The sequence below is a fragment of the Nostoc sp. LEGE 12454 genome, from assembly GCF_056620565.1.
Window position 1 is genome coordinate 252117 of sequence record NZ_JBWQXL010000002.1, and the last position, 22796, is coordinate 274912.

Sequence of the window (22796 nt, forward strand, 5' to 3'; positions counted from 1 at the left end):
CTGGATTTTTACCTACGTCCCCACAATGTTGTGGAAGATTCAAATGTAGTTACAGTATTCAAGACACAAGAAACTCCGTACTTAGCAAAGTGCGCGGGTAGTTAACGAACTATTCTAGGTAATTTTTCATGGCACTGGATTTTCCCACTTTGCCCTTGGCGTTTCAATTTACTTCTCCAGGACCGATTCTGGTGAAAATAGGGCCACTAAGTATTCGTTGGTACGGCTTGTTGATTGCCACAGCAGTGTTAATTGGCGTTATCCTTTCCCAGAATTTGGCAAAGCGCCGTAACGTTAATCCTGAGTTGCTAGGTGATTTGTTCTTTTGGTTGTTGATTGGGGCAATTCCTGGCGCACGCCTATATTACGTTTTTTTTGAGTGGTCAAAATATGCCCCAACTCCAGGAAAAATCTTTGCGATCTGGGAAGGAGGTATTGCCATTCATGGAGCGATTCTTGGTGGCGTTGTGGCTGCGTTAATCTTTGCCAAAATCAAGCAGGTTTCTTTCTGGCAATTGGCAGATTTAGTAGCACCTTCGCTGATTTTAGGGCAAGCGATCGGACGTTGGGGCAATTTCTTTAATTCTGAAGCTTTTGGCGATCCCACTGATTTACCCTGGAAACTCTATATTCCACAAGACCATCGTCCTTTAGACTATGTTAATTTCGATTACTTTCACCCCACCTTCCTCTACGAATCTCTATGGGATTTAATGGTGTTTACGCTACTAATAACGTTGTTTTTCCGGTCTTTATCCGGTAAGCCACGCCTGAAGGTAGGCACACTATTTCTAATTTACTGGCCAGCCTACAGCTTAGGACGCTTGTGGATTGAAGGCTTTCGTACTGATAGCTTGATGCTGGGGCCATTACGGATGGCACAAGTAGTTAGTAGTCTAGGAATTCTATTGGGATTAGTTGGATTAGCTTGGCTTTACTTACTCAAACGCCCTTTACCCGATGTAGTTCCTTCTCTTAAGGGAAATGGGGAGAGTGGGAGATGAGAAGAACAAGGAGAATAACTATGCCTTATGCTCAATTCCCAATCACTAAAAAATAAAAAATGCCCCAGAGTATTCTCTAGGGCTTAACCAGGGTGCATCTACCATTACTCTCTACTAGGGAAAGAGGGTAAATCCGGAAAGATACTGAAGAAAATGCCAAAAAATTTTTTTGAGGGATTGCCGTGTGTTCTTCTAAGAGTGAATATACAGAAAGCTTAAGCTATAAAAAAACACTATATACTGTAGAACCATCTGTGTATATTGTCGGAGCTGGCCCTGGAGATCCTGATTTATTAACGGTGAAGGCGCAGAAACTACTGGCTGTTGCTGATGTAATTTTATTTGCTGATTCTTTAGTACCCGAACAAATTTTAGAACTTTGCCGAAAAGATGCCGAGATAATTAGAACTGCGAATCAGACTTTAGAAGAGATTGTGGCGATTACGATCGATAGAGTGCGATCGCAACACAAATCTGTAGTCCGTCTCCATTCTGGCGATCCTAGTCTCTACAGCGCCATCCACGAGCAAATGCACCTCCTTGCAGAGGCAAATATTTCTTTTGAAGTCATACCTGGTATCAGCGCTTTTCAAGCCGCAGCTGCCAAACTAAAACTAGAACTGACTGTCCCTGGTTTAGTTCAAACTATCATTTTGACACGCATCAGCGGACGTACAGAAGTCCCCGTCGCCGAAGAATTAGCCACTCTTGCAGCACATCAGGCTAGCCTCTGCTTATATCTAAGTGCGCGTCACGTCGAAAATGCCCAAGCTAAACTACTCGAACACTATCCACCCGAAACCCTGATTGCGATTTGCTTTCGCATCGGATGGCCTGATGAAAAAATCAGGGTTGTCCCTCTAAATCAAATGGCAGACTGCACTCATCAAGAAAAACTAATTCGCACTACACTTTATATAATCAGTCCAGCACTCTCAACAACAAAAGGGCGATCGCGTTTATATCATCCCGAACATAATCACCTATTTCGCTCATCTCATAACTAAATATTGGTTATTCTCCTCATCTCACTACTCTCCACCTCCCTAATCTTTGTACTCTGTACCTCTACATTTCGATAAACTTAACAATGTCAAGAAAATCCAAAATTCCAATTCGGTACTATGCCTTTAATTAAAGTGCAAACTTCTGCATCTGCTTTTCAAAAAGCTGAAGTTGAGTCAATGCTTTTAAACCTATCAGCCAAGTTAGCGAAACATTTAGGAAAACCAGAATCCTATGTAATGACTGCTTTTGAACCAGGAATCCCCATGACTTTTGCAGGGAATACAGACCCAGTTTGCTACATTGAAATTAAAAGCGTTGGCACGATGAAGCCAGAGCAAACCGCAGCAATGAGTCAAGACTTTTGCCAGCAGATTAACCAAACTCTAGGCGTGCCGAAAAATCGTATTTACATTGAGTTTGCAGACGCTAAGGGTGCAATGTGGGGCTGGAACGGCACAACTTTTGGCTAGTTTCTCGTCATCTTTAGTCAAGACTAACTCGATCTAGCAGCTGTAGGATAGAGATCCAACATCAACTCACGATCTTTTTTATGTCTGCTACGCCTCTTGTATCTCAGGTTGACTTCAACTCAGAAAAATCAGAATTAATCCCTCCCCTTCTAGGTGCTTCTCTGGCAGAGTTAACTACTTGGGTGCAGCAACAAGGACAACCTGCTTACAGAGGAAAGCAGCTGCATGAATGGATCTATGACAAAGGGGTGCGATCGCTAGCTGATATTTCTGTCTTTTCCAAGCAATGGCGGCAAGAAGTAGCAGAAGTTCCCGTAGGGCGTTCAATTTTACATTACCGCTCTGAGGCTCCCGATGGTACGGTGAAATATCTTTTACGATTAACAGACGGGCAGATTATTGAAACTGTAGGCATCCCCACCTTCGCAGAAAGGGGAGAAGGCCCAAAAGCCCGTTTGACAGTTTGCGTCTCTACTCAGGTGGGTTGCCCAATGGCGTGTGATTTCTGCGCTACTGGTAAGGGAGGCTACAAACGCAACCTAGCACGGCATGAAATTGTCGATCAGGTGTTGACTGTGCAAGAGGATTTTCAACAACGGGTTAGCAATGTGGTGTTTATGGGACTGGGTGAACCGTTGTTGAATACTGAGAATGTCTTAGCAGCCCTGAAATCCCTCAATCAAGATGTCGGTATTGGGCAGCGATCGCTTACAGTTTCTACAGTGGGTATTCGCGATCGCATCCGTCAGTTCGCGCAAAATAATTTGCAAATCACTCTGGCTGTGAGTCTCCACGCACCCAACCAAGCACTACGCGAAAAACTCATCCCCAGCGCCCGCGCCTATCCTCTCGAAGATTTACTGGCTGAATGTCGGGAATATGTAGAAATCACTGGCCGCCGGGTTACTTTTGAATATGTTCTCCTGGCTGGTGTTAACGATTTACCAGAACACGCACTGGAACTTTCAAAATGTATGCGAGGATTTCAAAGTCATGTGAATTTGATTCCCTACAATCCCATCCAAGAAGTAGACTACAAACGCCCCAACCGCGATCGCATTCAAGCATTTGTCAACGTTCTCAAGCAGCAAAATACTGCTGTTAGCGTCCGTTATTCCCGTGGTTTAGAAGCTGATGCTGCTTGTGGGCAACTAAGAGCGAGTAAGAATTAAATCTGTTACAGTCAGTAAATTTAATTACTTTCAATCTTACAGATATCTTGACGTTAGTCCCAATTGGTGCAATAGGGTAGCGGTAGAAATTGTTATATTAAGGTTAAGCGATCGCTCAACCCAACCGATAACAAATAACTGTATGTTGAATCGATCATTAACGCTTAAACTTTGGCCACTAGCGATTGTTCTTGCAAAAGCTTTGCCGATGAGTTCTCCTGCTTATGGACAACTAATTCAACCGATTCCTCAGCAACCTGAGTCTTTTCAAGAAAGAATGAGACAACAACAAGAGGAGCGAACTCAGCAAACACAAGAGCAATTGCAGGATACATGGCTACGGCTAAACTTTCAACAACCCCAACAACTACAACAACAACAGAAAATACAACAGCAAGAATTTACACGACAACGGGAAGAACTGATACGCCAGCAACAATTTAGACTACAACAGCAACAAACAATACTACAACAGCAAGATTTTACACGACAGCAACAGTTGAGAATACAAGATCAACAACTCAGACAAGATCAACAAATTAGACAACAGCAACAATTTAGATTACAAGAACAGAGACGACAGCAAGAACTTAGACAACAGAAAGAAAACCTGTGAAGTGTTCAAAATTTCTGTTGAAGAAAAGTTTAGAATCCAGAATAAGAAAGTCGGGAATACCCTGCGGCATCTTGCTACTGACTCGCCACTAAGGTAAGTAAACCGCTAAATCTTCTTTTTCAGAGACGTGCAAAGGACGACTTAGCGTATTTATTAGACCTCTTGCACAAATGTAAAACTAGCCCTCATCCCCCAACCCCTTCTCCCAAGTGTGGGAGAAGGGGAGCCAATTTTAAAGTCCATTTCAAAGTCCCTCTCCTTTGGGAGAGGGATTTAGGGTGAGGGCTTTTGATTTATGCAAGAAGTCTATTAAACATATTTCTTCAGAAGTTCTTTACAAGATGATGCGCGTAGCTTGCTTCCCCATAGAGGTACGCAAACTCACTACTGCTGCGCGCCAGTCAGACTCCAATTCCCACTGAATTCTGTTTTAATAAATAATTTTTTTATTAAAAATTAGAGAAAATCTTCTCCAATTTTTAATTTTTTATTATTAGCTACCGATGTGCATGAATGCCAGGAGCATAAGCTTCAATCACTTTGCCAGTGCGAGTGCAACTAATCATCAAATAGTCACAACTTGGGCATTGTGTCCGAGTTAATTGACTATCATAAATATAATAACGCTCTGCATGACTACCACAATTTGGGCAGTAAATCTTTTGTACTGTCTGCATTTTAAACCCCTGGTTGTAATTATTTTTTATTTGATAAGGCTACTAGTTAAACCAGGAAAAAATCTGGTTCGATCTAACTTAACAAACTGCTGTAATATTGGCTGATTATTTTAAACAAAACTTCAGGTTTGATAACTTTCCCATATCTTTATCTATTATTCTAGAATTTCAGTGATTTTACCCTCCTACTTTAGATACATAAATTCTTTTTAAATTAAATACCGCTTAGATATTTACTGATCCCTATGACTAATGCCTTGAGAGAGCCTTGTTTATAGTCGTTTCAGACGAATATAAAAAAAGCCGTTCTTGTATTCAAAAATTAAACCACATAAATTACTGTATATTTAGTAACAAAATATCTATCTTAAGATTTAGTTAATATTTGCTGACAAGATTTATGAGATCAAATTCTAATGAGATAATTTAAATAAAACTACCAAACTTTATGAGGAGCGGCTTCCTTTGGTCGAAACTTCGGGAACCGCTTAAAGTTTTCTCCAATGCCAGTAATTAAACCCGAATCTTAGTAGAGCAAAATCTAGCATCCTTTTGATAACTGGTCTGTTTTGACATCTTGGAGAGTACTTATGGGAATATATCCGTTTAGTACGCACTAAAGTAATTCTCGTTTACAGGTGTACCTCACGTAAACGAGAACCGTTATAAAGGCTCACTACCTTCCCATTACTCAGTCCCTAGTACAACACAGCGTAAATAAACCATCCATTCCAAATCAATGAAACGCTTACGCTGTATTCATTTTTAATTTTTAATTCCGCCTTGCGGTACTAGTCCCCAATCCCCAGTTCAAGGTAAAAATGGGAGTTGTCACTTCAAGCAGGATGAAAATAATCGTAAATTTCTTGAGCCAAACGCGGCCCAATTCCTGCCACTTCAGCAAGTTGTGTGGTTGTCGCTTGCCGAATATAATCAACTGAGCGAAAATGCCCTAGTAGCTGCTTTTGGCGATGATGTCCTAAACCAGGAATTTCATCTAAACGCGATCGCTTCAATTTATCACTGCGTTGCTGACGATGGAAACTCACTGCAAACCGATGCGCTTCATCCCGTAGCCGCCGCAACAACTGTACCCCCGGTTGTTCTGCATCAGTTGTCAAGGGTTTAGATTCTCCTGGTAAAAAAATCTCTTCTCGCTGCTTTGCTAAACTTACAACTCGCAAGTCTTCTAATAAATTCATCTCTTGCAAAACGGCGACAACTGATGATAACTGACCTTTACCACCATCAATCATGATTAAATCAGGCCAGTCAGGATTACCCAAACGCGCTAATTGCTGATCTTCCCCATATTTACGGAACCGCCGCTGGATGACTTCAGCAAGACTAGCAAAATCATCTGAGTGTCCTGCTGTCACCGTGGGATTTTTAATTTTGTAGTGGCGATAGTGCTGTTTTGCGGGTAATCCGTCGATAAACACAACTTGCGAAGCTACAGCATTTGACCCTTGAATATGGGAAATGTCATAACCTTCGATGCGGTGGGGTACATCTGGTAAATCGAGGATGGCAGCTAAATCTTGCATTGCTTGGTGATTGCGATCACCAAATTTCTGCATTCTTTGCAATTCATACTGAGCATTTCGCTCTACCATCTCAATTAATTCTGCCTTAGTTTGCCGCAAAGGAGTCAAAATCGTCACTTTTTTGCCTTTACGTTGAGTTAAGACATCCGCCAATATCTCCGCATCTGGTAAATCATGCTGTACCAAAATTTCTATGGGTATTTCCACGGACTCAGCAGTTTGATAATGTTCCTCTAAAGCTCGTTGTAAAATAGCTCCTGGTTCGGCGTGAGTATCCGCCACAAAGGCTAAACGTCCTACCAATTGCCCAGCGCGAATCTGAAATAGTTGAATGCAAGCGTGCTGTTCGTCGGCTGCCAGTGCGATCGCATCCCGTGAAACAGTATCATCTGGTAAGGAAACTTTTTGGTCGGCTGTCAGCGACTTTAACCCAGAAATTTGATCGCGAATCCGCGCCGCTGACTCAAAATTCAAGTTCTCAGCTGCTGCATTCATCTGTTGAGTCAAAATATCAATCAGTTCCTGAGTTCGACCTTGAAAAACCATCGCTATTTTTTGGACAATTTTGCGATATTCTTCTGGTGAAACCATTTGTTGACATACACCAGGACAACGCCCTAAATCAAAATTCAAGCAAGGACGGTCTTTAAAAAGTGGTTGAGGTCGTTGTCGCTGTGGGAAGATGCGCTTGCAGATGCGGACAATTTCTCGTAATAAACCAGCATCAGTATAAGGCCCGTAAAATTTATCCTTTTCTTTACCGAATTGACGTTTACGGGTAATAAAAATTCGCGGATAATCTTCTGACCAAGTAATGCAGAGATAGGGATATTTTTTATCATCTTTGAGCAGCACGTTAAAGTATGGCTGGTGCTGCTTGATCAAATTCGCTTCTAGCGCTAAAGCTTCGGCTTCTGTATCAGTAACGATGAATTCAATTTCTGTCACCAACTTGACCATCGTGGCGATACGTTCGCTCTTGTTGTAGCCATCCCGGAAATAGGAACGAACACGCGATCGCAACTTACGCGATTTACCTATATAGATAATGCGATCGCTCCCGTCCCGCATGAAATAAACCCCCGGTTCCGGTGGAATTTCGGCTAGACGGTTTTCTAGTCGTTCTGGCTCTTTAACCAGCGGTAATATTTGAGTAGATATTGTCACAACCAAAATTAGGTAATCTTTCTCTATTTTAAGAAAAATTATTTTTTCGTGCCGATTTAATAAATTATTTATCAAGTAAATATAAAGTAGCAGTCATCAGTGGCATATACTAGAACAGATAAAACAGAGGCTGGAGACTGGGGGAGAATAATACTCCTAACTCAGCAGCAGCATGGGGCAAGCCCTAGCTATCCCCTAACAACATCAATCCAAGTAGGCTTTTAGTCCGCACAAAGAAAAGTCTGCTGTAGTCACTTCTTTGGCTTCCAAGCTAGAGGTTCGCCAGAAAAGTTACTGCAAGCATTAGAACTTTGGAGCCGACGAGAGTTTGTTTAGCTGGGACCTTAGTCATTGACTGCTACTGTGATAATAAAAACTTTGCTTTTTGAATTTATAATTAATATTTTTAAATTTATAATTTATTATTTGAAAATTTATATTTTAGATTAGATGATAATATTTTTGTATTGAATTAGACTTTTTTATTAATAAATAAGCACTTGTATATTGCTTGTATAAATATTACATTAAAGTTTTATTTAATCATACTATTTATGTTTCTTTATTGAATTTATAATATTAAGCGGATTAACGGATTTAGTCAGTTAAATTTGCCATTATGATTGAAAATATATTTATTATGATGATTTCAGGCAAAAACTAAATTATGAATTTACAAGATTTTGAAGTTCAGTATCGTGAAGCTATGGCTGAAACTCTCAATGAACTGCAAACAGCAGTTTTATTATTAGCGCAAGTACAACAGAAAATTTCAACAATTGGCAGTTCTGTACAGACTCTTAGTGAGTGTGTTGAAGAATTTATTGCTGACCAAAAAGCAGAATAAAGACACACATAACAAAAAAATTATCTGTTGCGACAAGTAAACTGTTCTTCAATTGCAAGGATGAGATCCTTGAGTTTTAAAGGTTTGACAAAATAGTTACGTGCGCCCAAACTCAGAGCTAGTTCTCGATCTGCTTTAAAAGCAAAGGCTGAAACCACAATGATAGGTATTTTTGACAAATCAGGTTTTTGCTGGACTTCTTTTAAGAGTGAATAACCGTCAACATCTGGCAATTTCAAGTCCAATAACATTAAATCAGGCTTGAATTTCTCTATGGTTGAGAAAAAAGCAGAACCTTCTGATAAACTTTGGACTTCATAACCACAGTAACTTAGATAATCACTAAGTAACATCCGATTGAGGTAATGGTCTTCAACTAGTAAAATTCGTTTAACTTTGTGTGACTGCAATGGCTGATTTATATTGAGTAATTTTACTGTCATTGCTACCTATTATCTGATTATCTTAATTAAAAGCTAGTAATTCTTACCATAAACTAAAACAGTAGTGCATTTAAAGAGTGAAACAAATAGAAATTGTACTTATGTAATCTAAATCAAAAATATGAATCAATTAAATTTAGCTGCACTACAATACTAAAATGATAGTATTATTAAATGTAGTTAAATCAAAAATTAATCTTTTTTTTACTAATTTTTTATAAGCTAGAGTATTAATTTAACTTCTGTTTTTACAAATTTAGTTACCTAAATTTTATGAGTAAAACTACTTAAGTAATACTGGTACTAATATTATGGTAATAGCCCTTCCTGAAGCCGTGAGGGTAAGCAATACTATTGTGCAAAATCCATATTATAAACAAATTAACTTGCTAGGGACATACAGATGTAGAATTTTGCAACCGATTCATTTGTTGCAAGTATTTTTAGAAATAGTATAACCTAGAACATTAAATTTATTATAGCAGCAAGGAATTATTCATCACATCAAAAAAGGGAGCTGTTCGCTCCCTTACTTATTTTTTGGAATGGAAACCGGAGTTTCAACCAGATACTTTTTTTAACTTACGTTGTGTAACAAAGATACCAGCAACACCTAAAATACCAAATACTACTGAGGGTTCTGGTACAGAGGATGGAGAGACATACTTAGGTGTTGACCAAGTATAAATTGCACTGTAGGATACACCATCATCAGAAGCAGTAATACCGGATGCAGTGGGGTTAAAGCTATAGGCATAGTAAGTTTGACCACCAGTAACTACCTTAGCAATTTCACTAGCCGCAATTTCACCTTGATATCCATTTAATGCAGCTTGCAGGGTCAGTACATCTTTAAATGATGTGAGTTGAGAGATTTGACCTGGAAGCTGATTTTTAAGAGTATTCAGTTGAGAGATTTGGCCTGGAAGCTGATTTTTAAGAGTATTCAGTTGAGAAATTTGACCTGGCAGTGTCTGATTTTTGAGAGTATTCAGTTGAGAAATTTGACTTGTGAGTTGTTGCCTTTTTACTTGATTGGCTGGAATGTTAGGAGTTGCGTTGAGTTGTGTTTGCAGCGTGGTAATCTGTCCTGGAATTGCGTTGAGTTGTGTTTGTAGTGTGGTAATTTGTCCTGGAATTGCGTTGAGTTGTGTTTGTAGTGTGGTAATTTGTCCTGGAATTGCGTTGAGTTGTGTTTGTAGTTGTGGAATTGAACTTTCAAGTTGTGAAAGGGTTGGTGCAGTTGTTTGTTGAGGGAACTGTGATTTAATTGCATTCCACTTTTCATCAACCTTAGTAGAAATAGTTGTAGCAAGTTTAGTCTTTACATCCAAGTGACCAACTAACTTTAGTTCCACACCACCATTTTGACCGAATTGGAAACCACCAATGTTAGGATCTCCCATTCCCAAGGAAGGAAAATAACTAGTTATTAGTGATTTGCTGTCGGCTGAAAACCCGTTCCAAACTGATTGAAATGGTGTGTAGCTACTCAATAAATCGCCTAGCCATTGCGAACCAAAACTATTCCAGTCATCAGCAGTGACACTACTAACGGTGGCACTGTAGTTTCCTTTTGTGGCGGTGAAGCCAACATTAGAACCTGGGGTTTCGCTACTATACCAAAGCTCAACGTTAGAACTGGAGTCGTTATCTGTCAAAGCTTTGATCGCAGCTTTAGTACCACCTTGGGCATTCCCTTTAATGAAGGTACCATTTGAGCCACCAGTGTAAGTGTTAATTTCTCCATTATTATCGAAGCTAAAAGATGTAGCGTGTGCTGGGGCAGTGGCAAGAGCGCTCACACCAATAGCCATTGAGGCACCAATTATAAGTGTCTGAAAAGTCATTTTCATTGTTTTCAAGTCTCTGTCAGTTTGGAAGTTAAGTTTTAAACTACTGTCGTTTTTAGGCTTGGGCTTTCTTGACCACAGGTTTTTTGGCTATACAGATGCTTACCTGCATTGTTAGCCGTCTTTGGTATCTGAGCGTACAAACCCAGTTTAAGAAACGAGGAGACCTGATTGGGTAAAGTTACCGCTGATTATCAATAAAAAAATGAAGAATGTTTTGATAGTTATATACGTATAATTGCGTATTTATCGCAAAGATTATAAGATTAAAAAGTACAACTTAATATTTTTGGTTTCAGTACAATACGGTGATTAGTAGGGGCGCACAAATAAATGTGTGTCCCTACTGCATCTTCTATTGATAGATTTTGCCATCAAAAATCCTTGGGATTCAGCTTGAGAAGAAATTTAATGAAGAAACTCAGCCATTCTTTCTACGGCAATTTCTAACAAAGGAGGCTCATGCACCAAAGCAAAACGGACATAGCCTTCTCCAGATTTGCCAAAGCCAGCACCTGGAGAAACTGCTACACCAGTTTGTTTGACTAGCTGGGTACAAAATTCTACGGAATTTTCACTCCAAGGTGAGGGCAATTTTGCCCAGATGTACATTGTGGCTTGGGGAGTAGGAACATTCCAGCCAATGCGATGTAAGGCACTGATAAAAGCATCACGCCGCCCCTGAAAGGTGTTGACAGCAGATTTTACACCAGCTTGAGGTCCAGTTAGGGCAGCGATCGCACCATTCAAAATTCCCCGATACTGGTTAAAATCAACGGCGGCTTTTACCTGGCGTAAGGCGTTAATTAACTGGGCATTACCGATGGCATAGCCAATGCGGAAGCCACCCATGTTGTAGGACTTGGAAAGGGTGAAAAATTCAATCGAGACGCTTTTTTCTGGATCGGCTTGCAGAATTGAAGGGACTAAGGATTTTGAATTAGGAGAAGAATCTGCCCACTCCCTACTTTCCTGAAATACCAAATCCACGTAGGGAAAATCGTGAACCAGCACGAGATTGTGTTGTTGACAGAAGGCGACAGCTTCTTGGAAGAAAGATAAAGGTGCGATCGCAGCAGTGGGATTATGAGGATAACTTAATACCATCATCCGCGACTGCGCCAAAACTGGGGCAGGAATATCAGCAAAAACTGGTAAAAAACCATTTTCTGCCAGTAGTGGCATCGGGTAGATTTGACCGCTGGCTAGGTAGACTCCCCCCGCATGGGATGGATAACCTGGATCGAGCAACAGGGCAAAATCTCCTGGATTAAGTATTGCTAGGGGTAAATGGGCTGTGCCTTCTTGAGAACCAATTAAAGGTAATACCTCAGTTTGAGGATCGACTTTGATACCAAATTTTTGTTCGTACCAGTTGGCTGCGGCTTCGCGAAATCCAAGGGTACCGTTAAACAACAGATAACCGTGGGTACTGCGATCGCCAAGAGATTGGGCAATCGCCTCAAGAACGTGGGACTCGGCTGGTAAATCGGAAGACCCCAAGGACAAATCAATTACCTCTCGGCCAGCGGACAAAGCGACTGCTTTGGTTCTGTCCATATCAGCAAATACATTAGATTTTAGGGGTTGTAAACGTTTTGCAAACTGTATGTTAGTCATTTGTCCTTTGTCCTTTGTCCTTTGTCCTTTGTCAAATGACCAATATGTTCTCTACCAGAGGCTGCACCAAGGGTAATGCTCAGTACAAGTGACCCATGACCAATGACCAATGACTAATGACCAATGACCAATGACCAATGACTAATTTAAGTGGGTATCTAGAAGAGCAAATAATTTCTCTTTGCCAATGACTCCCTCGGTGGATATCAAAACTTCCTGTCCTTGAAATAGTCTGAGGGCGGGTACACCTTCCACTTGGTACTGCTTAACAGTCAGTGGATTGGGGTCAATTTCCATTTTAACGACTTTGAGGCGATCGCTATATTCGCTGGCAGCTGAGTTAATCGCGGGCGACATCAATTGACAAGGCCCACACCAAGAAGCCCAAAAATAAACTAATACAGGCTGCTCGGCTTTTAACACTTCGGTTTCAAACTCAGCATCGGTTATGGTGATTACAGCCTTACTCATTGCAGTCTCCATCAGGTGGCGATCTAAAGTTGGCACACACAATACTTTATCCCAAAGTCGTCAATAGTCCATAGTTAATAATTTATAGTGATTAGGATTGTTAACTATTGACTAATGACGTAAAATCCCACAGCCAACAGGTGTGGGACTAGCTTAAATAAGTTTTCTGTCAATTTTACAGTTGATCCAATTGCTTGCGTAAGGAATCTAACTCGGCATCAACCACCTCATTAGATTTAGGAGCAGTGGCTTCTTGTTGCGGTGGCAGTTTGGCTTGATTTTGGGGAGCGGCGGGTGGTAGCATCTGGGCTTTCAAAGCTGCCAATTCATCATCAACATCGCTACTACCTTCCAATCGAGCAAATTGGCTTTCTAAATCAGCACCTGCTAACTCTCCTGCTGACTGGGCGCGCGCTTCTTGCATCAAGACTTTTTCTTCCATCCGCTCGAAGGCAGACATTGCACTGCTGGTATTCATCCCACTCACCATGTTTTGGAGTTGTTCTTGGGCTTTGGCAGTGGTGATTCTAGCTCTGAGCATTTCTTTCTTAGTCTTAGCCTCAGAAATTTTGCTTTCCAGCTGGATTAAGTTGCGTTTGAGGGTTTCAACTTGGGTGCTTTGGGTATCTAAACTAGCTTTGAGGGCTGTGCTGGTGTCAGTATAAGTTTTTTTCCGCTCTAGAGCTTGTCGTGCTAGGTTTTCATCACCTTTTTGTAGCGCTAGTTGGGCATTGCGTTGCCACTTATTGATTTCATTTTGGGCATCATTATACTGTTTTTCACTGCGTTTTTGGGCGGCGATCGCTTGGGCTACTCCCTGACGCAGCTGCACCAAGTCTTCCTGCATTTCCAGGATGGCTTGCTCTAGCATTTTTTCGGGGTCTTCGGCTTTGTTAACCAGGTCGTTGAGGTTAGAACTAACTACTCGCTTAATACGATCGAATAATCCCATAACTTTGTTTTTCCTTGTGTGATTTACGCTTTTTGTTGGACAGTTAGCTTTTTTACTTTTTTATAGTTACCTATTTCAATGTAATCTTTCCAGTTTGAATCAGTACCTCCTAACAACTCTTAATTGTTAAGATATCGCCAAACTGGGGTAATTAGTCGAACTTCAAGAATCCTGAGTTTTGGGTAACTGCTGTTGGGGAGGCTGCTCTGTCTTTTGGCTCTCCTCAGTTAGGATTTTGTCCTGTGCGTTTTCTGACTGCTTGAAAACCTGTACCTTCATCGCTGCCAATTCGGTATCTACATCATTCGATTCCAAAGAAGTAAATTGTGTTTCCAAGTCGTCGCTACTAAGTTGAGCTATGGCTTCTGATTGAGCTTCTATCTGTGAAACTTTTTCTTCCATGCGCTCAAAGGCACTCAGACTGCTAGTAGCAGAAACTCCGCCGAGCATTTCTTGAAGGCGATAAGACGCTTCCGCAGAACGGGCGCGGGCAATATACATATCTTTTTTAGTTTTCGCCTCGGAAATTTTTAACTCTAGCGATCGCATATCCTTTTTTAGCCTAGCAACTATCTCGTTTTGTTGCTCTATCTGGGAAAAAAGGGCTGTAGTAGTTTCTTTATAGGCTTGGCGCTTAGTCAAAGCTTCACGTGCTAGAGGTTCATTACCTTGTTGCAGGGCCAATTGGGCGCGGCGATACCATTCTTCCGTTTGAGACTGAGCAGCCGCTGCTTGTCGTTCAGTGCGTTTCTGGGTAGCGATCGCTTGTGCTACACCCTGCCGCAACTGCACCAGATTTTCCTGCATTTCCAGGACAGCTTGCTCCAAAATCTTTTCTGGATCTTCTGCACCACCGATCAAACTATTGAGATTAGCGCGAATCACCCGCAGGATACGCTTGATTAATTCCATATCGGCTCTCCAACGAAATCCAGTTCTGAGTGCTGTTAGCAGGGCGTTTAGACCGTGCTGAGTAATGAATTTAGTTATAGAGTGCTGAGTGCCTAGTTAAAGTCCTGAGTATAGTAATATTTTTTGTCATAAGGTAGTTATGGAATGCTGAGTGCCTAATAAAAGTTTTGAGTATAATATTTTTTGTTGTGGGGTCGTAAACAAACAATATTCTGTCTCTACCACTCAGCACGGGCTAAACCCTAGCTATCCGCTAACACAAATGGGCACTCAGCACTTATCGACTCAGGACTGTTATCTCATGGTATCGTAGATTTTTGCAATTCATGGCTGCTGAACTCGTGCCTTGATTCCCTTCGCTTCTAACAGTTTCATCTGTTGTTTTACTTGCTCTTTAGTTTTAAAAGCACCCAGATAAATCAATTCTTTGTTAGGCGATAAATAAGCATCAGGAATTACCTGCCGTGCTGAGGCAAAAGCTGCGCCTTTATTATCTATTACTACATGATAAAACCCATCTGTTGCTGGCTTGATTTCTGCATCTGGCTTTGGTGAGGTTGCGATTGGCTTGGGCGAGGTTTTTGTCGGTGAAGTGGGAGGTAAATTTAGGGGAGGCAAGGATTGTAGTTTCGGTACTGGTGCTAAAGCGATCGGGTTAGTCGGTTGGGCTGTATTGGGGTTATAAAATGCCCCTTGAGGATTTGCGGGGTTTTGGGGAACAACTGGATTAGGCACTACTGCGGGGGTTGGTTGGACTTTGGGTTTTAAGCCTACTACATCATTGGGATCTCTGACTTCAGGAAACTCTTCAGTAGCTAGATTGGGATATTTGGGTATAGATGTGCTTGGTGGCTGAATTTGAGGTTGGACATTACTCCCAACTTCCTCAGTATTTTCTGGTGTGGGAGAGGAGTTGCCGTTAAATAAATTGCCTAAATTCCATTGTGGCAAGCTTTTGGGATTAAAGACTGCATAACCCAAGATAAGACTAGCCACCAATAGCAGCAACATGGAGCCAATACCCAAAGGTGATAGCAGACTGTCGCTAGAATTGCTTGGTTTCTTGGTTTCTGGTTGTTCTTCTGTCAGACTTCGCAGCAGTGCTTCACTAGATTCTAAATAGTCATCTGGGTGCTTGGGGCTATCATCTGTCTGCAAGTGATTTTCGCTTTTAGTATTTTTAACGATCGCTGGCACAATGCTGCTACTAAAGTTGGGTGGGGGTGGTGGGAGTTGAGTTTGTGTTTTAGCTGCATTGGAGGTTGAGGGCACATTAAGATTATTCAGTTCCTCAATTTTTGCCGTAGTTGGTGCTGGGTTCATCTCAGGATTCACAGCTACAGATGCGGGTGAGACATCAATTTTTGCCGTAGCTGGCGCTGGATTCATCTCAGGATTCACGGGTACAGATGCAGGCGATACGTTGGTTTTAATTTCCGTTGCTGAGGACTGAGTTGCGCCCAATATTGTCGAAATGGTAGTTAACGGTTGGGGTTGCCCGCTGATGTAACTTGCAACACGGGACTGCTTAGATGACACCAAACCAGTTCGCGTGCGTCGGTATCGAGCTAACTCTTGATCTAGCGGCACCTCTAAACTTGCTAGTGCTGCTGCTAGTACTGGTTTCAACCCAGGTGTTTTTGACGATTGATGAGTACTGGAGTCGTTCAGGGGGTTTTGAGTCATTGCCTTTGTGCCTCAAACGTAGATTACTGGAATCAACTTTTAGATATATTTTGTGATAATAGTAGCGGAAATTATTTAAATAGATAGAGTGGGCATTAAGTATGGGGCACAAGAGGCAGAAGTACCGAGGGGCAGCACTTCTCTACAAGAGGCTGCGCCAACGGCTACGCTCAGTGACCGAGGAGCAGAGGGGAAAGACTTACTGCTACTTTTCCCCTGCTCCCCTGCCCTTCCCACTTTCCACTCCCCACTTTGAATAATGTCGTTGAAATCAATTAATGATGTTTTAAGGATTCTGGAAAAGCAGTCGAAATGGCAGGAGCAACCATTTCAACGTCTGCTCAAGTGTTGGGCAGAAGTTGTTGGCCCAGTAGTTGCCGCAAATACTCGACCATTATCGATTCAGCGTGATGTTTTGTCGGTAGCAACTTCTAGTGCTGCTTGGGCGCAAAACCTGACTTTTGGTCGCACATCTCTACTTTTAAACTTGAATAAAAAGCTGCCAACGCCTTTGGTTGATATTCGCTTCTCTACTGCTGGCTGGCAGAATCCCTCGGTGGAGAGAAAACAGCAACAAATGGTTTCGCCTCATGAGCACCCCAGTTACCTTGGTGATGAGATTAACCGCCCTGATGCTACACCTACCAAGGATGTAAATGCGGCTTTTGGACATTGGACGAAGATTGTGCGATCGCGATCGCATGGTTTACCCCTTTGTCCCCAGTGCCAATCTCCCACCCCTCCCGGTGAACTCCAGCGCTGGGAAGTCTGTTCTGTCTGTGCTGCTAAACAGTTTTCAAAGCAAAATAATTGAGCGATTATTCGTTGAGCAGAGTTTATCCTGAAATAACTTGCTGCCATTACATCAAATCGTTCTAATTCTTGAGAAAAAGTATAATTTGCCGCTAAAATCTGCCAAACGTGGTATGCCAAGCAGACTATTTTATGTGAAATTCTATGCCTTAAGCCATCCTTAAGGAGGAATTTAAAAGGCTGAATAAATCAAAAGCTTTAGTTTTAGTCTTGATCCCTAATAAGTTTTAGACGATACCTATATGTAACTGCTATAGGAATTATTTAAATATATAACAAGATTATAAAAATATCCTGAAGTTTATTTTTTACTTGGGATCGCTGAAACCTATAGAAAATAATGACTTTTTGGCTTTTCTCCGTCTTTATATATAGAAGCAGAATATAAAGATGAAATTCAGCCAGAAACAACACTAAAGATGAATCCGAATGAAACCCATTAAAGTTTTAGCATCTGCCTGTAGATATTGCCGTCATTACCAGCCAGAAGGTCGCCGTGGTGGAACGTGCCAGCAGTTGGGCGCACCAGTTCAAGCAACTTGGAAAGCTTGTTCTTTGGCGCTTCCACCTTTTGCACCTTCTTGGGAAACCTTAGAAGATGCTTGGGGTTTACCAGATGCAGCTCCAGTTTTAACATCTTGTCAATCTTTAGCCTCAGATTTAGACAATGCTGCTCTTGCCCCTCTAGAGGAAATAGCTGCCTCCATATCTGAACAGGTAAAAACTAAAGTAGTGGTCATTTAGTCATCCATTATTACTGGACTGAGTTTGTAGTCTGCTTAAAATAAGATTTGTTTTTAAGATTTTTAGTGCTGTAAAAGTTTATATTTACAAAAATCGCACCCTTTAATAAGATGCGATTTTTGCTATTCTAAGGCAACCAAGGAAAAGAGCGAAAATCTGGTGGTCGCTTTTCGAGAAAGGCTTGTTTGCCCTCAGATCCTTCTTCTGTCATGTAATAAAGTAGGGTGGCGTTGCCAGCGAGTTCTTGTAAACCAGCTTGTCCGTCACAATCAGCGTTAAAGGCAGCTTTGAGACATCGAATTGCGATCGGACTTTTTTGTAAAATCTCTTGCGCCCATTGAATACCTTCGGCTTCTAATTGTTCCACTGGGACGACACAATTAATTAAACCCATTTCTAGCGCTTGTTGTGCACCATATTGGCGGCAGAGAAACCAAATTTCTCTAGCTTTTTTTTGCCCCACAACGCGGGCGAGATAGCTGGCTCCAAAGCCACCGTCGAAACTGCCGACTTTCGGGCCAGTCTGTCCGAAAATGGCGTTATCGGCAGCGATGGTAAGGTCGCAAATTAAGTGTAAAACGTGTCCACCACCGATCGCATATCCAGCCACTAAAGCAATCACCACTTTCGGCATCGAACGAATCAGGCGTTGTAAGTCCAGGACATTCAAGCGAGGGATGCCAGTATCATCCACATAACCTGCATGTCCCCGCACACTTTGATCGCCACCAGAACAGAAGGCATATTTGCCATCAGTGTGTGGGCCATAACCAGTAAATAGGACAACACCAATAGTAGTATCTTCACGAGCATTACAGAAAGCGTCGTACAGTTCAAAGACTGTTTCAGGACGGAAAGCATTGCGTTTATGGGGACGGTTGATGGTGATTTTCGCAATGCCATCGGTTTTTTGATACAGGATGTCTTCGTAGGTTTTGGCAGTTTGCCAGTTAATTTGCATTGGTATGGGGTGCGCTGTTGCTTCAAGAATTTTATCGCGGACGTAGGGACATGCGATACCTGCGGCGGTCACTGAGCTAAGTCGTTCGCGCAGCGTCTCGTAGAGAAGTGTGGGCTATGCCTACGCTAAAATTGTTGTCTCAAGCCTTTACAATCTGGTAATTGTCTGGGTGTTGAGGAATAAAAATGCGACGTGACACCATCTTCTACAAATTATTTAAGCAATTTCCCGGTTTGCTGTTTGAATTAGTAGATGAACCTCCCGCAGAGGCGGAAAACTACCAGTTTGAATCAGTTGAAGTGAAAGAAACCGCGTTTCGGATTGATGGAGTATTTTTACCTCCGGCTAATGCAGTTTCCCAAACCGTATTTTTTGCTGAAGTCCAGTTTCAGAAGGATGAAGACTTATATCACCGCTTCTTCAGCGAATTGTTTTTGTTTCTCTACCGCAACTCGATTCGTTACGATGATTGGTTTGGAGTGCTGATTTTTGCTTCTCGCAGTCTGGAACCTTCTAACTCAACGATTCACCGCGCTTTGTTGGAAAGTGGTCAAATCAAGGAGGTTTATCTGGATGAGTTGGGGGATTTGCGACAGCAACCTTTGGGATTGGGTTTGATGTTGCTGACAAATGTTACTTCTGAAACGGAAGCAGTGGAAGGGGCGCGGTTTTTGTTGGAGCAAGCACAGCAACAATCGGAGCAAGCGATAATTGATTTAATTACGACGATTATTGTTTACAAGTTTTCTAAGCTTAGTCGAGAGGAGATTGCAACGATGTTGGGACTGAATTTGGAAGAACCACGGGCTATTCTGGAAGCGAAGGAAGAAGGAAAGGTTGAAGGACGAGAGGAAGGAAAAGTCGAAGGAAAGGTTGAAGGAGAAAGAACGATCATTTTACGACTATTAAATCGGCGTGTGGGTAATATTTCTGATACGCTTCTGTCTCAGATTCAAGGGTTATCGTTGGAACAGTTGGAAGCTTTAGGTGATGCTTTGTTGGATTTCTCTACTCTTGCTGATTTGGAACGATGGTTACAAGGTGAAGTAAGGGGGTAAGTTTCACTTAAAGATGCATAGCAGGAGAGCGATCGCTAAAATTGTTGGTAACGACGATTATTGTCTACAAGTTTTCTACCCTAAGTCGAGACGAGATTGCAACGATGTTGGGACTGAATTTGGAAGAACCACGGGCTATTCGGGAAGCGAAGGAAGAAGGAGAAAGAACGATCGTTTTACGGCTATTAAATCGGCGCGTGGGTAATATTTCTGATGCGCTTCTGTCCCAGATGCAAGGGTTATCGGTGGAACAGTTGGAAGCTTTAGGTGATGCTTTGTTGGATTTCTCTACTCTTGCTGATTTGGAAGGGTGGTTACAAGGTGAAGTAAGGGGGTAAGTTTCACCCACAGACGCAGAGGAGAAGAGCGATCGCACTCCGTAAAATAATGATGGCTACAAATAAATTTTCCCGAAGTGAAGAAGCATTTGCAGACACGGGGGTATATCAGAAGCGGTGGAAGAATCAGTGCGATCGCTCCTACTGCGACTGTTAAAACGACTATTTGGTGAAATTGCTGAGGAACAGTTGGAAGCGTTAGCTTTGGTGTTTTTTATAGAGTTATGTACTTTATAGTTAAAAGATTGTATCGATTATGGCATTGGAGATTGTCCTTTGATTTCATTCAGTAGCTACAAAGTAACTGCATCTAAGTGGATTACCATATTTGACTCACCATTCTACCCTGATTCTTTAGATGAAGCTAAAATGCTCTACGAGAAAGTTTTGGAGCGTTTCATAGAATTGGTATACGAAGCAACAAGCTCTGCAAATTTACTCGAAATTATTACAAAAGAGCCCGATCCTTTACGTATTCAACTTCTGAGAGTATTTCGGAGGTATGTATCACCAGATACGACAGTAGAAATGACCAAGAAAAAACGTGATATTCCCAATATAATTAACGACTTTGGTGATAGATTTCGTAGCTTAGAAGAGGTTAGAAGAAACTTGCAAAGTCGTCCTGTACCCGATGAAACTCTGATGGCTCTTCTTTTAGAACAGAGTAAACGGGGGCAAAAAGGCTATGACTTGACAGAAGCGTTTTTCTTATGGTTTGACAGAGTATTTGGTAAAAACTATATAATTCGGGGACCAGTTCGTGCTGGAAAAGATGTAATGCTTGATAAGGTTTTGGATAATTGGGAAGCTCAAACTCCAGCAGATATTTTTATATCTCGATTAGATGGAACCCCCTTAGTAGTTGGATTTGCTCGTTATGACTCTGATAGAGGAGGTTCTCAAGAAGATGATCGGACTGGTGGAAATCGAGATAAAGCAACTGATATTATCAGATATGCTGATACATATAAAGTGGCTTTAAAAGTATTTTTTTTGAATGATGGCCCAGGATTACTACTAGGATCTATGTGGAATGATTACGCTCGTTTAGAAAGTTATGGTAGTGGTAAAATAATGGTATGCACTCTGAAAATGCTTGATGAGAGATTTACACAAGATTGGCTTGAAAGTTGAGTTTGCTATCCCAATCATGTATTACAGTATCAGAGATAAACTCTAATTCTGGTGTTTCTTCAATATATAAATCTAGACCACTTCGTAAAATTCTATTTATACCTATTAAGCACTTTTGTTCATGTTTAGCGGAACTATTTACGTTAATGAAGTCACCCATTGCTTCTGTCCCTTTAACTAAACGCTGAACTATTGTAGCTATAGCAAGTTGGGAATTATCAATAGCTATCCATTTTCTACCTAACTCTTCAGCTACAGCAGCAGTAGTACCACTTCCAGCAAATGCATCTAACACAATATCTCCTTCATTAGATGAAGCTAGAATTATTCGTTTGATCATATCTGGATTTTTTTCTGTTGGATAGCCAGTAATTTTAATATTTTGATTGTGAGCATCCTTGAAGTCAAGCCAAATATCTTGGACTGAAATACCCTGGCTATTATCTAAATAAACTTTTCTTCTTGGGTTCCCTGTTGGTGACCAATAAATCTCTCCGCGTGCATCCATTTCGTCTAAAGTTTCTGGAGTATATTGCCAGTGTTTACCTGGAGGAGGTAATATTCCTCTCCAGGGTTGACCTGTTGCACCTTTTCTTACACCTGGGGCATGAACAGGAACTTTCTTATAAACTCTTCCAGTCTCTTTTTCAACATATTGATACTCTTTCTTTGCAGTAGTTTCAGTCCAAGGGTTAAAAGGCTGATTCCATATATAATTATCTGTTTTTGTGTAAAATAGAATGTAGTCAGCGGTGTTTCCGTACTGTTTACGTGTATAGTTTTTTGGGTTACATTTTTTTCTTGTAATCAAATTGCGAAAGTTTTTAGAACCAAAAATTTCATCCATTATAATTTTGACAGCACAAGCCATCTTGTCATCTAAATGTATATAAATAGAACCTTCATCTGATAAAAGTTCTCTTAGTAAAACCAGTCGTTGACGTAAAAACTCTAAATATTCTGCACCTTCCATTAGGTCGTGATAAGCATGGTCTCTTTGACGAGACTCAAAACTACTCCCTGTTGCATAGGGGGGGTCAATATAAATTAAACTAACTTTACCCGCGATAGCATCATCATTCAAGAATGAACTAAGAACTCTTAAATTCTCTCCATAGATGAGTCTGTTTCTTGGATGTTGATCTATACTGATTATGCGATGTAACTTGGCTACAGGAGTTTTTAATATATCCTCTATAGGAATTTTCCCTTCATATTCCAGGCGAAAAGGAATTACATTTTGTTTTTGACTTTTACGACTATTTCGACTAGGTATTCCTGTTGCCATTGGAGTTAATAT

The 22796-nt window shown here is 41.2% G+C and carries 21 protein-coding genes and 1 pseudogene; 11 read left to right on the forward strand and 11 right to left on the reverse strand.

What is annotated here, in order from left to right; all coding sequences use genetic code 11:
• Nucleotides 1–128 precede the first annotated feature (128 nt).
• The 5 genes from lgt to AC1F2U_RS03345 all read left to right on the forward strand — a co-directional run bounded on the left by lgt (nt 129) and on the right by AC1F2U_RS03345 (nt 4270).
• Nucleotides 129–1004: a prolipoprotein diacylglyceryl transferase gene (gene lgt, locus AC1F2U_RS03325; RefSeq protein ID WP_480259817.1), complete on the forward strand. Its 876-nt coding sequence runs from the start codon at nt 129–131 to the stop codon at nt 1002–1004.
• 182 nt (nt 1005–1186) lie between these two features.
• Nucleotides 1187–2011, forward strand: coding sequence for a precorrin-4 C(11)-methyltransferase (cobM, locus tag AC1F2U_RS03330; RefSeq protein ID WP_480259818.1), 825 nt, complete (start codon nt 1187–1189; stop codon nt 2009–2011).
• Between the two features lie 117 nt (nt 2012–2128).
• Complete coding sequence (locus AC1F2U_RS03335; RefSeq protein ID WP_480259819.1) at nt 2129–2482, forward strand: phenylpyruvate tautomerase MIF-related protein; 354 nt, start codon at nt 2129–2131, stop codon at nt 2480–2482.
• A gap of 80 nt (nt 2483–2562) precedes the next feature.
• Complete coding sequence (gene rlmN / locus AC1F2U_RS03340; protein WP_480259820.1) at nt 2563–3654, forward strand: dual-specificity RNA methyltransferase RlmN; 1092 nt, start codon at nt 2563–2565, stop codon at nt 3652–3654.
• Between the two features lie 142 nt (nt 3655–3796).
• Nucleotides 3797–4270, forward strand: coding sequence for a hypothetical protein (locus AC1F2U_RS03345; RefSeq protein WP_480259821.1), 474 nt, complete (start codon nt 3797–3799; stop codon nt 4268–4270).
• Nucleotides 4271–4767: 497 nt separating this feature from the next.
• Here AC1F2U_RS03345 and AC1F2U_RS03350 read toward each other — a convergent pair whose 3' ends face one another.
• Both AC1F2U_RS03350 and uvrC read right to left on the reverse strand, forming a co-directional pair.
• On the reverse strand, nt 4768–4947 hold the full coding sequence (locus AC1F2U_RS03350; protein WP_104907454.1) for a replication restart DNA helicase PriA: 180 nt from the start codon (nt 4945–4947) through the stop codon (nt 4768–4770).
• An 836-nt stretch (nt 4948–5783) separates the two neighbouring features.
• The gene (gene uvrC / locus AC1F2U_RS03355) at nt 5784–7661 is read right to left on the reverse strand and encodes an excinuclease ABC subunit UvrC (protein WP_480259822.1); all 1878 of its coding nucleotides are present in this window, start codon (nt 7659–7661) and stop codon (nt 5784–5786) included.
• A 667-nt stretch (nt 7662–8328) separates the two neighbouring features.
• On the opposite strand from uvrC, the gene AC1F2U_RS03360 reads away from it, so the two are divergent.
• Entirely contained in the window at nt 8329–8508 is a 180-nt protein-coding gene (locus AC1F2U_RS03360; protein WP_480259823.1) for a hypothetical protein, read from the forward strand.
• A 20-nt stretch (nt 8509–8528) separates the two neighbouring features.
• Here AC1F2U_RS03360 and AC1F2U_RS03365 read toward each other — a convergent pair whose 3' ends face one another.
• The 7 genes from AC1F2U_RS03365 to AC1F2U_RS03395 form a co-directional block, all read right to left on the reverse strand.
• A complete protein-coding gene (locus AC1F2U_RS03365; RefSeq protein WP_480259824.1) occupies nt 8529–8951 on the reverse strand; it encodes a response regulator in 423 nt (140 codons plus the stop codon).
• Between the two features lie 560 nt (nt 8952–9511).
• Nucleotides 9512–10807: an NF038130 family PEP-CTERM protein gene (locus tag AC1F2U_RS03370; protein ID WP_480259825.1), complete on the reverse strand. Its 1296-nt coding sequence runs from the start codon at nt 10805–10807 to the stop codon at nt 9512–9514.
• 405 nt (nt 10808–11212) lie between these two features.
• Nucleotides 11213–12424 (reverse strand): LL-diaminopimelate aminotransferase, encoded by a 1212-nt coding sequence (locus AC1F2U_RS03375; protein WP_480259826.1) that lies wholly within the window; start codon nt 12422–12424, stop codon nt 11213–11215.
• Nucleotides 12425–12565: 141 nt separating this feature from the next.
• Entirely contained in the window at nt 12566–12895 is a 330-nt protein-coding gene (locus AC1F2U_RS03380; RefSeq protein WP_480259963.1) for a thioredoxin family protein, read from the reverse strand.
• A gap of 175 nt (nt 12896–13070) precedes the next feature.
• The gene (locus AC1F2U_RS03385; protein WP_480259827.1) at nt 13071–13847 is read right to left on the reverse strand and encodes a PspA/IM30 family protein; all 777 of its coding nucleotides are present in this window, start codon (nt 13845–13847) and stop codon (nt 13071–13073) included.
• Nucleotides 13848–14009: 162 nt separating this feature from the next.
• Nucleotides 14010–14759 carry a PspA/IM30 family protein gene (locus AC1F2U_RS03390; protein WP_480259828.1) on the reverse strand — a complete coding sequence of 250 codons (750 nt, stop codon included), beginning with the start codon at nt 14757–14759 and terminating at the stop codon, nt 14010–14012.
• 324 nt (nt 14760–15083) lie between these two features.
• Nucleotides 15084–16445: a hypothetical protein gene (locus tag AC1F2U_RS03395; protein WP_480259829.1), complete on the reverse strand. Its 1362-nt coding sequence runs from the start codon at nt 16443–16445 to the stop codon at nt 15084–15086.
• A gap of 259 nt (nt 16446–16704) precedes the next feature.
• Here AC1F2U_RS03395 and AC1F2U_RS03400 point away from each other — a divergent pair, with 259 nt between their 5' ends.
• Nucleotides 16705–17259: a DciA family protein gene (locus AC1F2U_RS03400; protein WP_480259830.1), complete on the forward strand. Its 555-nt coding sequence runs from the start codon at nt 16705–16707 to the stop codon at nt 17257–17259.
• Nucleotides 17260–17687: 428 nt separating this feature from the next.
• Nucleotides 17688–18002, forward strand: a complete 315-nt coding sequence (locus AC1F2U_RS03405) for a hypothetical protein (protein ID WP_480259831.1) — start codon at nt 17688–17690, stop codon at nt 18000–18002.
• Nucleotides 18003–18129: 127 nt separating this feature from the next.
• Here AC1F2U_RS03405 and menB read toward each other — a convergent pair whose 3' ends face one another.
• Nucleotides 18130–18963, reverse strand: a complete 834-nt coding sequence (gene menB / locus AC1F2U_RS03410; protein ID WP_480259964.1) for a 1,4-dihydroxy-2-naphthoyl-CoA synthase — start codon at nt 18961–18963, stop codon at nt 18130–18132.
• A 185-nt stretch (nt 18964–19148) separates the two neighbouring features.
• On the opposite strand from menB, the gene AC1F2U_RS03415 reads away from it, so the two are divergent.
• The 3 genes and pseudogenes from AC1F2U_RS03415 (at nt 19149) to AC1F2U_RS03425 (ending at nt 21496) form a co-directional block, all read left to right on the forward strand.
• Nucleotides 19149–20021 carry an Rpn family recombination-promoting nuclease/putative transposase gene (locus AC1F2U_RS03415; protein ID WP_480259832.1) on the forward strand — a complete coding sequence of 291 codons (873 nt, stop codon included), beginning with the start codon at nt 19149–19151 and terminating at the stop codon, nt 20019–20021.
• A 41-nt stretch (nt 20022–20062) separates the two neighbouring features.
• Nucleotides 20063–20359: pseudogene (locus AC1F2U_RS03420) on the forward strand (DUF4351 domain-containing protein); the annotation flags it as partial.
• Between the two features lie 276 nt (nt 20360–20635).
• The gene (locus AC1F2U_RS03425) at nt 20636–21496 is read left to right on the forward strand and encodes a hypothetical protein (RefSeq protein WP_480259833.1); all 861 of its coding nucleotides are present in this window, start codon (nt 20636–20638) and stop codon (nt 21494–21496) included.
• On the opposite strand, the gene AC1F2U_RS03430 is transcribed toward AC1F2U_RS03425, so the two are convergent.
• Nucleotides 21471–22784 (reverse strand): site-specific DNA-methyltransferase, encoded by a 1314-nt coding sequence (locus AC1F2U_RS03430; protein WP_480259834.1) that lies wholly within the window; start codon nt 22782–22784, stop codon nt 21471–21473. The two genes, AC1F2U_RS03425 and AC1F2U_RS03430, sit on opposite strands and share 26 nt — an antisense overlap.
• Nucleotides 22785–22796 lie beyond the last annotated feature (12 nt).